This window comes from Mycobacterium sp. IS-2888, from assembly GCF_001954215.1.
Taxonomy (GTDB): Bacteria; Actinomycetota; Actinomycetes; order Mycobacteriales; family Mycobacteriaceae; genus Mycobacterium.
On the sequence record NZ_MBET01000076.1, the window covers coordinates 17,929 to 29,505 of the forward strand.

Genomic DNA, 11,577 nt, shown 5'->3' on the forward strand with positions numbered 1-11,577 from the left:
TTGCTCTAGCGTGCTTTGTTGCCTGCTCAGGCTTGCTCATAGTGACACCTTCGCCGCTTTCGACGCGAGAGAGGCTGCCCTAACCTGCCGTCCGGGTCAGCGCCCGAACGGCAACTGCGGCAGCGGCAGGCCCCCGCGCGTGGTCGCCGTCGCCGCGGTGGTCGTAACCTGCGCCGTCGTGGTCGGCGGGGCCGTGGTGGCGGTGGTGGTCGGCGGCGGGGTGGTCGTCGTGGGCGGCGCGGTCGTCGTCGTCGTCGTGGGGGCCGGCGTCGTCGTCGTGGGCGCGGGCGACTGTGTGGTGTTCGTCGACGGCGGTGGCGGTGGGAGCACCGTCACAGTGGGGCTGCTGTTCGGCCCGGTGATGGTGACGGTTTGCGACGTCTGCGGCGGTCCGGGGGCGTTCGTCGGGGCGGTGTTGGTGCGAAGCAGGGTCAGCGCCAACACCACGGCCACCAGCACCGCCGCGAGCGCCGCGGCCACGGTCAACACCAGCGCCGTGCGTTTGTACCAAGGCAGCCCGGCGGCCGGTGCGGCATAACGATCCTCCTCGGCGTAGCCGAATCCCGTTGGTTCCCTGCCGTAGCCGGCCGGGTGTTCGGGGCCGGTGTAGGGGACCGGCTCCGCCCCCTCGGCGTCCTGTGACCACGCCAACGGGGTGGGAGGCACACCGGCTGCGGCGGCGGTGGCAACCGCTTCGGTCGGGTTTTCGACGAGCGGACTCGCGGCGGTCGCCGCGCCCGCCGCGCCCGCCGACGACTGCACTTCCGCGAGTGCAGCGGCGCCGATGGCGGCGCTGTAGACGGGTTCCGGCATCGTGAGGACGGGCACCTGCAGACGCCCCGACAGTCGCGTGGTGATCAGCGGGATGCTCGCGCCGCCGCCGACAATCGCCAGTGCGGAGAGGTCGGACCGCGCAATTCCGTTGCGCCGCAACAGTTCTTCGACGGTGCCGACGAATCGATCCAGGGGCTGGGAAATGAGTTGCTCGAACTCGCTGCGCGACAGGGTGACATCCCGGCCCGAACCGTCGTGGATCGTGGCCATCGTCGCCGCCGAAAGATGTTCCTTGGCGCGCTGGCATTCGACGAGCAAGGGGGTCAGCGACCAAGGCCGAGTGACGCCGGCGGCTGCCCGAGTGGTGTCCGCGTCGGCCGCCGACCGCACGTGGTCGAGGATCAGCTGATCGATGGCGTCGCCGGAGAACTCCGTATACCTGACCGAAGGGCCGGCCTGCTGCGAGTTCGTCGCCGCGTCGGCCAGGGTGACGCTGGTGCCGCCCGCGCCGAAGTCGCACAGAGCGACGGTGCCGGCGGTCGGAAATCCGGGTTTTGCGCGCAGCGCCGTCAGCGCGGCCGTGGCGTCGGAGATCAATGCTGGCGCCACCCCGTTGGCAGCCAGCGTCGGCTGGGCGAAAAACTCGGCGCGCAGCGCGTCGTACTGCGCCTCGGACCAATACGCGGGGACCGCGACGGTGACCGGTGAGCCGTAGCCGGCCGCGCGCGCCATCCCCTCGAGCGCCTCGACGGTCAGGGCCTCGCCGGAGTATTTGCTTCCGTCGGCTGCCACCAACGGAGCCCGATCTCCGACCCGCTCCACGAATCCACGCATCACCAGGCCGGCTGGGTTCGGATTCTGTTCTGGCAGGCCAACTTCGGACGGTCGGTCGTTATACAGCGTCAGCACCGATTTGCGGACCAGCGGGGCGGTGCCCTCGCGGGCCGCGACCAAGTTGGCCACGCCCAGCGACAATCCGAGCGACTCGCCCATATCGCGCACCCCCGTGTCCGTTGTCTCGCTGGCGAGTCTAGGTGCGCCGCCGCATCACCGGCCTGGCGGCAAGCTGACCTCGGTCATTGGTGGTGGCGACGTGATCATCGTGGGCACCTCTGGGAAAGCCTCGGGCGGCGGCGACGTGACGACCGAGGGTACCTCCGGGAAAGCCTCGGGCGCCGGCGAGTCGATGGTTGCTCCCGCGGCCGTGGCCGTGTCGTCGAGCATCGGTCGAGGCCGCGGAGCGAAGGGCGCGGCGGTCGTCGGCGTGGTCTCGATTACCGGCGCTGACATGGAGGGACCCTGGGCGAGCTGCAGGACTCCCCAGATGTTGAGTGCGACGAGCACCGCGATGGGGACGCCCCATCCGACCAACGCGATGAGTTTGCGCCAGCGCGGGACCGACTCCGCCGGCTCAGGCTCTTGGATTCCCCCGATCACGCCGATCGCACGCGGCGGCGCGTAGCTAGTCATGGCCGTGACGGTATCGGCGGGCAGTACCCGTAGCCCGCTGCCACGCGCGCCGGCACCGATCAGCGACCAAACCTTGATCGCATCGCGACCTGCCGTCAGCGCAGGGCGGGCGGGACCGTCATGGTTGGCCCGCCCGGAATGGTGATCACCGGCGGAAGCGACGGCATGTGATGCCGATGCGAGGGCTGCTGCGAGGGCTGCTGCGTGGGCTGCTGGGTCGGCTGTTGGGCCGGCGGCTCCACCCCACTGCTGCTCGGCGGTGACTCGGTCGTCGTGCTCGGCGATGTCGTGGTGGTGGTGGTTGTGCTGGTGGGCGTGGTCGTGCTGGTGCTCGGGACGTGGCTGGTGCCCTGCTGTCCGCCGAGCAGCTGCGTGATGCCGAAAACGATCAACGCGATCAGGATCAGGACGAGCAAGGCCCACCCGAGCAGCATGACCGGCCTGCGATACCAGGCGGTGGGCTCGGAATCCTCGTCGAACGGATCGACGGATTGATCCGGTTGGTACTCCCCGGGCGGAGGTTCTCCGGGGGCCTGGCCGGTGGGGGCCGCTTCGGTGGATGGCGGCCGCTCACCCATGCCAAAACCCGCATGGCGGGTCGGTTCATTGTGGAAGTCGTCCGGCGGGCCAGTGCGTGCCACGGCACCGATGGTACTGACCCCTCCAGCGGGTCAGCTCAGAACGTGTTCACCTTGTCGACGCTGACAAACATTCCGTGCCCAGTGTGGTCGTTGGTGAACCGCGTTCCGTCGCTGCTGGCGTTGATCGTCCAGCCCTGGGCCGCGTAAGTCTTGTAGTCGATGGTGACGGTCGGGATGGCCCCCAGGTTGCCCAGCACCCACTCGACGGAACCGGCCGAGGTGATGCTGACGCCGTTGGCGTGCTCGCCGTCTTGCAGCGGAGAGTTGGTGAACGGTGCCTCGCACCCGACGCTGTCCTTGTTGATCTGGCAGCGGGTCACACCGGACTTGGTTTCGATGAAGACGTAGCCGTTGTTGTCGGGCGGCAGCGGAATGGCCCCGGCCGGCGCGGTCGGGCTCCCCGGCGTCGGGCTGGTGGGGGGCGTCGACGACCCCGGCGAGGGGCTCGACGTCGTCGTGGGGCTCGACGTCGTCGTGGGGAAGGACGGTTCCGTCGGCCCGGTACCGGGCTTGGCGATCGGCCTGCCTTCGATGACGGAGCTGCAGCCGGAAACCAACTCAAGACTCGCCAGCAGGGCCACGAGCAGCAGCGAGCCACCGGCCAGACTCCGCTGCGCCTTCCGCGATAACTGCACGCGTTACTCCCCGAGGATCTCAGATATCAGGAAATCAGCGTACGGCCGACATAACGAAAGTTGCTGCAGGCGGGCGGTTATCGATATCGAGCCGATGGCGCAGGTTTATCGCGGTGTGACACGGGTGCGTGTCCTATGCCGCCACGGAGGGGTCGGTCGGCGGTAGGGCCGGGATCGCGTCGAGGGCGGCGGCCCGCACCCGGCCGCGGACCAGGAACCAACCGCCGATGAGCCCGGGCACACCGATGATCGTCGCGCCGAGCAGCCACGGGCCCTGCACCTTGTCGAAGAACATCAGGACCACGACGCCGGCCAGGAAGGCCAGCGTGAGGTAGCCGCTGTACGGCGACAGGGGCATCCGGAAATTCGGCCGTTCCAACCTTCCGGCCTTCGCCCACCGGTAAAGCTGCAGCTGGCTCGCGACGATCGTCCCCCACGCGAACACGATGCCCACGGCGGCGACATGGAGCACGATTTCGAAGGCCTGGCTCGGTTTGACGGCGTTGAGCACGATGCCCAACAAACCGACCGCGCTGGTGAGCAGGATCCCGCCGTATGGCACGCCGTTCCTCGACATCGGCGCGGTGAACTTGGGGCCGCTGCCGTTGATCGCCATCGATCGCAGGATCCGGCCCGTCGAATACAGCCCCGCGTTCAAACTCGACAGCGCGGCGGTGAGCACCACGAGGTTCATCACGCTGCCCGCGCCGCTGTAACCCATTTTGGAGAAGAACGTCACGAACGGGCTGACGTGGTCGCGGTAGGCGGTGTAGGGCAGCAGCAGACCCAGCAGGACCGTGGACCCGATGTAGAAGACCGCGATGCGAAACACCACCGAGTTGATTGCGCGCGGCATGATCTTCTCCGGGTTGGCCGTTTCTCCGGCCGCGATGCCGACCAATTCGATTGCGGCGTAAGCGAACACGACCCCCGAGGTAACCAGCACCAAGGGCAGCAGGCCGGTGGGTAACAGGCCGCCATGGCTGTCCCATAGCCCCGTCCCGGTGTCACGCCCGTCGACCTTGAAGCGCCCGACCACAAGGACCGTGCCGATGACGAGGAAGGTCACCAGCGCCAGCACCTTGACCAGCGAGGCCCAGAACTCCAGCTCACCGAAGGCCTTGACCGAGATCAGGTTCATCGACAACACCAGGACGAGCGCGATCAACGCGAGGGCCCACTGCGGAACGGCCTGCAACGTCTTCCAGTAGTGGCAGTAGTGCGCGATCGCCGTGGTATCCACGATGCCCGTCATCGACCAGTTGAGGACGTACATCCAGCCCGCGACGAAAGCCAGCTTCTCCCCGAAGAATTCGCGGGAGTAGGACACGAACGATCCCGACGACGGGCGGTGCAGCACCAGCTCGCCGAGCGCGCGCAGGATCAAGAAGACGAAGATGCCGCAGATCCCGTAGACCAGAAACAGCCCGGGCCCCGCCGACGCGAGCCGCCCACCGGCACCGAGGAAAAGGCCCGTCCCGATGGCGCCACCGAGGGCGATCATTTGTATCTGGCGATTTTTGAGGCCCTTGTGATAGCCCGCGTCTTCGCGCGCGAGCCGCACGGTGGCGCTGTCTGGCTCTGGCATCGAGCTCCTGCCGTGGTGGCTTCGGGAAAGCTCAGGCTAACCCATGGGTTTGCCGCGCGCTCGTCAGCGGGAACGAAAGCTCGCGCGTTCGCGTTGTGGTTCGATCGGCGGGAATAGGCGAACCCAGCGGGGTCTGACGACGGGAGAAAAGTGACACGACGATTCGGTGGCCTCCTGGCGCTCCCGCTCATTTTGGCGCTGGCCGCGCTGCTGGCTTCGCCGGCGCACGCCGACACCTACACCGACACGCTGGTGGCCAAGTTCAACGCCCAGACGCACGTGGTGGCCGACCCGGCGGCCAGCCCGCCGTTGCAGAACCCCGACACCTTGAATGAGCAGATCCTCACCGGCCGGTGGACGTGGAGTTCGGCACCGCCGGTCTGGGTGGCGGCGGTGGCACCCGCCCAAACCGGCGTCACCACCCCGGACGCCATTCACGACGTCATGGTGCGTCGCAATCCCGACTTCAGCGGCGTCATCCTGGTCATCGACGCCAAGGGCTACCACGTGCGCGCCTACAACGTGCCGAAGGCGGTGGCGGACAACGTCGACCGACTCATGGGCCAGGCGGCCAGGGACAACCGCAATGACCCCCGCGGCGCGGCCCGTCAGTTCGTCGCCAGGCTGACCGCAGTGCAGGTGGCTCCCGGCGCGCCGGCAACGAGCTCCCCGGTGGTGCACCAGAAGCACGCCAGCTGGACGTGGCTGTGGGTGCTGCTGACCATCGTCGCCCTCGTCCTAGCGACGATCGGTTTAGTCTCGTTCGTCGCGAGCCGGAATCGTAAGCGCCGCAAGGACTCCGAGGCGCGAGAGCAGTTCAAGCAGGAACTGATCGCGGCGGAATCCGACGTCGCCGACCTCGACAACGCGGTGCTCGCCGAGAGCACCCCGGACGTCAGCGCCGAGCAGCTGAAGGCCAACGCCGGCCTGCACGATGCCCGCAAGGCATCCGAGACAGGGGACTACACCGCGGCTCTGGCACACCTCAGGGCGGTGCGGTCGACGGTGGACAAGGCCGACCGGAAGCTCAACCCGGAGAAGTATGCGGCGAACCCGGAAGAAGACCCCAAGCAGGCCCAGGTGCGGGCGAAGAACCCGGACACTGGGCAGTACGTCACGATCAGCAACAACGACTACCGGGCAGTGCCGCAACCGGGCTACCCGCATTACTACGGCGGTGGCTACTACAACGGGATGTTCTTCAATCCCGGCTACTACCCCTACGCGTTCTGGGGTCCGGGCTGGGGCTGGGGTCTCGCCGATGTGGTGGTGCTGGACGCGCTGCTGGACGACCGTTGGAGCGGCGGCTACGGCGGCTACGAGCGCGGCTTCGAGGCGGGCCGGGATTCGGCGTTCGCGGACTCGGGCTCCACCAGCGGTCAATCCGCCGGCTACGACAGCCAGCAGGCAAACGTCGGATTTGACGGGGGCTACTCGAGTTCCGGTGGCGAGGTCGGATTCGGCGGCGGTTACGACTCCGGCGGCGGCAACTTCGACTTCGGCGGGGGGTCCGATTCCGGCGGTGGGTCGGACTCCGGCGGCGGCAACTTCGACTTCGGCGGTGGGTCGGACTCCGGCGGTGGGTTCGACTCAGGCGGCGGGTCCGACTCCGGCGGCGGCGACTTCGGGTTCTGAGAGCTCAGGCGCGCCCTCTGCGCCGAGATTGCCGTGAGGGTCGCGATTGTGGACGCCCGCCACGACCATGGCGGCAATCTCGGCGGAATCCGGAGCGGACCCCGGGAACAAGACGCCTCCGCCCACCGTTAAGATGAGCAACAAGTTGAGTGACCCAGGCTCAATTCTGGGTTGACACCCGGAAGCCCGAAAGGGCAGGCTTGAGTGGGGTTCACTCAGCATAGTGCCACCAAAAAAGCTCTACACACTCAGGAGGAATCACTATGGCTCGTGCGGTCGGTATCGACCTCGGGACCACCAACTCCGTCGTCGCAGTACTCGAGGGTGGCGACCCTGTCGTCGTCGCAAACTCGGAGGGCTCACGGACAACTCCGTCGATCGTCGCGTTCGCGCGTAACGGCGAAGTGCTCGTCGGCCAGCCCGCCAAGAACCAGGCGGTGACCAACGTCGACCGCACGGTGCGGTCGGTCAAGCGGCATATGGGCACGGACTGGTCCATCGAGATCGACGGGAAGAAATACACCGCTCAGGAAATCAGCGCCCGCGTTTTGATGAAGCTGAAGCGCGACGCAGAGGCCTACCTCGGTGAGGACATCACCGACGCGGTCATCACCACACCCGCCTACTTCAACGACGCCCAGCGTCAGGCGACCAAGGAGGCCGGCCAGATCGCCGGCCTGAACGTGCTGCGCATCGTCAACGAGCCGACCGCCGCCGCGCTGGCCTACGGGCTGGACAAGGGCGAGAAGGAGCAGCGCATCCTGGTCTTCGACCTGGGTGGCGGCACCTTCGACGTCTCGCTGCTGGAGATCGGCGAGGGCGTCGTCGAGGTCCGTGCCACCAGCGGTGACAACCACCTCGGTGGCGACGACTGGGACGACCGCATCGTCAACTGGCTCGTCGACAAGTTCAAGGGCACCAGCGGCATCGACCTGACCAAGGACAAGATGGCGATGCAGCGGCTGCGTGAGGCCGCCGAGAAGGCCAAGATCGAGCTCTCGAGTTCGCAGAGCACCTCGATCAACCTGCCCTACATCACCGTTGACTCCGACAAGAACCCGCTGTTCCTCGACGAGCAGCTGACCCGTGCCGAGTTCCAGAAGATCACGCAGGATCTGCTCGACCGCACCCGTCAGCCCTTCCAGTCGGTGATCAAGGACGCCGGCATCTCGGTGTCCGAGATCGACCACGTCGTGCTGGTGGGTGGTTCCACCCGGATGCCCGCAGTGTCGGATCTGGTCAAGGAGATGACCGGCGGCAAGGAGCCCAACAAGGGCGTCAACCCCGACGAGGTCGTCGCCGTGGGTGCCGCGCTGCAGGCGGGTGTCCTCAAGGGTGAGGTGAAAGACGTTCTGCTGCTTGACGTCACGCCGCTGAGCCTGGGTATCGAGACCAAGGGTGGCGTGATGACCAAGCTCATCGAGCGCAACACCACGATCCCGACCAAGCGGTCGGAGACCTTCACCACGGCCGACGACAACCAGCCGTCGGTGCAGATCCAGGTCTACCAGGGTGAGCGCGAAATCGCTTCGCACAACAAGCTGCTCGGCAGCTTCGAGCTGACCGGTATCCCGCCGGCTCCGCGCGGCGTCCCGCAGATCGAGGTCACCTTCGACATCGACGCCAACGGCATCGTGCACGTCACGGCCAAGGACAAGGGCACCGGCAAGGAGAACACGATCAAGATCCAGGAGGGCTCCGGCCTTTCCAAGGAGGAGATCGACCGGATGATCAAGGACGCCGAGGCGCACGCCGAGGAGGACCGCAAGCGTCGCGAGGAGGCCGACGTTCGCAACCAGGCCGAGACGCTGGTCTACCAGACCGAGAAGTTCGTCAAGGAGCAGCGTGAGGCCGAGGGCGGCTCGAAGGTCCCCGAGGACACGCTGAACAAGGTGGACGCCGCTGTGGCCGAAGCCAAGTCGGCGCTCGGCGGCACCGACATCACCGCGATTAAGGCGGCGATGGAGAAGCTGGGTCAGGAGTCTCAGGCGCTCGGACAGGCCATCTACGAGGCCACCCAGGCGGAGTCCGCGCAGGCCGGTGGCGGCGAGCCCGGTGGGGGCGCCGGATCCGGCTCCGCTGACGACGTCGTGGACGCGGAGGTGGTCGACGACGACCGGGAGGCCAAGTGACCGAAGGCAACCCGCAGGAACAGGTAACGGTTACCGACAAACGGCGGATCGATCCCGAGACCGGCGAAGTACGGCACGTCCCTCCCGGCACCCCTTCTGGTTCGGGGCCGGGAGGGGCGGCGCCGCCGGCCGGCGACAAGGCCGACCAGTCGGGAGCCAAGGTCGCCGAGCTGACCGCCGATCTGCAGCGCGTGCAGGCTGATTTCGCCAACTACCGGAAGCGGGCGCTGCGCGATCAGCAGGCGGCGGCAGATCGGGCCAAGGCCACCGTGGTCAGCCAATTGCTGGGCGTGCTCGATGATCTCGATCGGGCACGCGCGCACGGCGATCTCGACTCGGGCCCGCTGAAGTCGGTCGCCGACAAGCTGATGAGCGCGCTGACCGGGCTCGGCCTGACGGCGTTCGGCGCCGAGGGCGAAGACTTCGACCCGGTGCTGCACGAAGCGGTGCAGCACGAGGGCGACGGCGGCGAGGGCTCCAAACCGGTCATCGGCACGGTCATGCGGCAGGGCTACCGGCTGGGCGAGAACGTGCTGCGCCACGCGCTCGTCGGCGTGGTGGACACGGTCGCCGAGGACGGCGAAGGCTCGGCCGCCGCTGGCGAACCCGTCGAAAGCGAGGCCGAAGCCGAGCCGGCCGATGCGGACGATAACGCCGACGCCTCAGGTGAATAAGGCTCAGAATCAAGACAACAACCGAAGAGAAAGGTGGGAGGGGGTGGCGCAAAATGGCCCAGCGTGAATGGGTCGAAAAGGACTTCTACAAGGAGCTGGGCGTCTCCTCCGACGCCAGTCCCGAGGAGATCAAGCGTGCCTACCGCAAGCTAGCGCGCGATTTGCATCCGGACGCGAATCCCGACGACCCCGCCGCCGGCGAGCGATTCAAGGCGGTGTCGGAGGCACACAACGTTTTGTCGGATCCCGCCAAGCGCAAGGAATACGACGAAACCCGCCGGCTGTTCGCCGGCGGCGGCTTCGGTGGCCGCAGGTTCGACACCGGCGGTTTCAGCTTCGACGTCGGCGGTGACGGCGCCGAGTTCAACCTCAACGATTTGTTCGACGCCGCGGGCCGAACCGGCGGCACCAACATCGGCGACCTCTTTGGCGGCCTGTTCGGTCGCGGCGCCAGCGCACGTCCCAGCCGGCCGCGGCGCGGCAACGATCTGGAGACCGAGACAGAGCTGGATTTCGTCGAGGCCGCCAAGGGCGTCGCGATGCCGTTGCGGCTGACCAGCCCCGCGCCGTGCACCAACTGCCACGGCAGTGGCGCGCGACCGGGCACTAGCCCGAAGGTGTGTCCGACGTGCAACGGCTCCGGCGTAATCAGCCGGAATCAGGGCGCTTTCGGCTTTTCCGAGCCCTGCACCGATTGCCGGGGCAGCGGGTCGATCATCGAGCACCCCTGCGAGGAGTGCAAGGGCACCGGCGTCACCACGCGTACCCGCACCATCAACGTGCGGATACCGCCGGGTGTCGAGGACGGACAGCGCATCCGGCTCGCCGGGCAGGGCGAGGCCGGGTTGCGGGGGGCCCCGTCCGGCGACCTGTATGTGACCGTGCATGTGCGGCCCGACAAGATCTTCGGCCGTGACGGCGACGACCTCACCGTGACCGTCCCGGTTAGCTTCACCGAATTGGCTTTGGGCTCAACGCTTTCGGTGCCAACGTTGGATGGCAAGGTGGGTGTTCGGGTGCCCAAGGGCACCGCCGACGGCCGAATCCTGCGGGTGCGTGGACGCGGCGTGCCCAAGCGCGGCGGCGGCAGCGGGGACTTACTCGTGACCGTCAAGGTCGCCGTCCCGCCGAACGTGGAAGGCGCCGCCCAGGAGGCCCTGGAGGCGTACGCGGAGGCCGAGCGCTCCAGTGGCTTCAATCCCCGGGCCGGGTGGGCAGGTAATCGCTGATGGCCAAGAACCCCAAGCGAGACGACGCGCGGACCTTCCTGATTTCGGTGGCCGCCGAACTGGCCGGCATGCATGCGCAGACCCTGCGGACCTACGACCGCCTCGGCCTGGTCAGCCCGCGCCGGACTTCCGGTGGGGGGCGCCGTTATTCGCAGCACGACGTGGATCTGCTGCGCGAGGTGCAGCGGCTGTCCCAGGACGAGGGCGTCAACCTCGCCGGCATCAAGCGGATCATCGAGCTGACCAATCAGGTCGAGGCGCTGCAGTCGCGGCTGAAGGAAATGTCGGAGGAAATAGCGGTATTGCGCGCCAACCAGCGCCGTGATGTCGCGGTGGTGCCCAAGAGCACCGCCCTTGTGGTGTGGCAGCCGCGTAAGGGTCGCTAGTCCTTCGGAAGCTTGTCGAGGGTCTTGCGTGCTTCCTTGCGGAACACTTCGTGTTCATTGTCGAGGTAGACGGCAACGGCGTCGCGCACGCCGGTGGCCTTCTGGCGCACCAAGGCCGCCATGGCTGCATCGCGCGTCGCAGGATTGGGAAGTTGGCTTACGGCTAGCTCCTTGGCTTCTTCGGTTTTGAATCGGCCGATCCAACGAACCAACCATGACTTGGTAGGGAAGTCTCGATCGGAACGGATCACGGCGGCGACCCTCGGGAAGTCGGAGCGCTCGAGGATTTCGAAAAGCGCGTAGCCGACGGGCTCGAGCTCGAACCTGGTCAGCGGGGGTTCGATCTCGAGCTGGTGAAACAAGATATCGATGGCGGCGCGGTTTCCTTTGGCGTGCTTGGTAATCAAGTTGCG

The 11,577-nt window shown here is 67.3% G+C and carries 11 protein-coding genes; 5 read left to right on the forward strand and 6 right to left on the reverse strand.

Features of this window, described 5'->3' with window-relative positions; translation table 11 throughout:
- Positions 1-96 precede the first annotated feature (96 nt).
- From A5745_RS15440 to A5745_RS15460, 5 genes are all read right to left on the reverse strand, one after another.
- Entirely contained in the window at positions 97-1,767 is a 1,671-nt protein-coding gene (locus A5745_RS15440; protein ID WP_076117089.1) for an Hsp70 family protein, read from the reverse strand.
- Positions 1,768-1,821: 54 nt separating this feature from the next.
- Positions 1,822-2,244, reverse strand: a complete 423-nt coding sequence (locus tag A5745_RS15445; protein ID WP_076117091.1) for a hypothetical protein — start codon at positions 2,242-2,244, stop codon at positions 1,822-1,824.
- Positions 2,245-2,339: 95 nt separating this feature from the next.
- Complete coding sequence (locus A5745_RS15450) at positions 2,340-2,885, reverse strand: hypothetical protein (protein WP_076117093.1); 546 nt, start codon at positions 2,883-2,885, stop codon at positions 2,340-2,342.
- 35 nt (positions 2,886-2,920) lie between these two features.
- Positions 2,921-3,520: a hypothetical protein gene (locus A5745_RS15455; protein ID WP_076059223.1), complete on the reverse strand. Its 600-nt coding sequence runs from the start codon at positions 3,518-3,520 to the stop codon at positions 2,921-2,923.
- Positions 3,521-3,653: 133 nt separating this feature from the next.
- Positions 3,654-5,108 carry an amino acid permease gene (locus A5745_RS15460; protein WP_076117095.1) on the reverse strand — a complete coding sequence of 485 codons (1,455 nt, stop codon included), beginning with the start codon at positions 5,106-5,108 and terminating at the stop codon, positions 3,654-3,656.
- 150 nt (positions 5,109-5,258) lie between these two features.
- Between A5745_RS15460 and A5745_RS15465 the strand changes: the two genes are divergently transcribed.
- The 5 genes from A5745_RS15465 to A5745_RS15485 all read left to right on the forward strand — a co-directional run bounded on the left by A5745_RS15465 (position 5,259) and on the right by A5745_RS15485 (position 11,164).
- Positions 5,259-6,743, forward strand: a complete 1,485-nt coding sequence (locus tag A5745_RS15465; protein ID WP_076117098.1) for a hypothetical protein — start codon at positions 5,259-5,261, stop codon at positions 6,741-6,743.
- A gap of 263 nt (positions 6,744-7,006) precedes the next feature.
- On the forward strand, positions 7,007-8,875 hold the full coding sequence (dnaK, locus tag A5745_RS15470; RefSeq protein ID WP_076062779.1) for a molecular chaperone DnaK: 1,869 nt from the start codon (positions 7,007-7,009) through the stop codon (positions 8,873-8,875).
- The gene (grpE, locus tag A5745_RS15475) at positions 8,872-9,549 is read left to right on the forward strand and encodes a nucleotide exchange factor GrpE (RefSeq protein WP_076117100.1); all 678 of its coding nucleotides are present in this window, start codon (positions 8,872-8,874) and stop codon (positions 9,547-9,549) included. The genes dnaK and grpE overlap by 4 nt, the downstream gene beginning before the upstream one ends.
- A 53-nt stretch (positions 9,550-9,602) precedes the next feature.
- Entirely contained in the window at positions 9,603-10,778 is a 1,176-nt protein-coding gene (gene dnaJ, locus A5745_RS15480) for a molecular chaperone DnaJ (RefSeq protein ID WP_076117101.1), read from the forward strand.
- On the forward strand, positions 10,778-11,164 hold the full coding sequence (locus tag A5745_RS15485; protein WP_076117103.1) for a heat shock protein transcriptional repressor HspR: 387 nt from the start codon (positions 10,778-10,780) through the stop codon (positions 11,162-11,164). The genes dnaJ and A5745_RS15485 overlap by 1 nt, the downstream gene beginning before the upstream one ends.
- Here the strand turns inward: A5745_RS15485 and A5745_RS24750 are convergent.
- Positions 11,161-11,577, reverse strand: a 417-nt coding sequence (locus A5745_RS24750) for a HEAT repeat domain-containing protein (RefSeq protein ID WP_175879833.1), incomplete at its 5' end; no start/stop codon positions are given. The genes A5745_RS15485 and A5745_RS24750 overlap by 4 nt on opposite strands.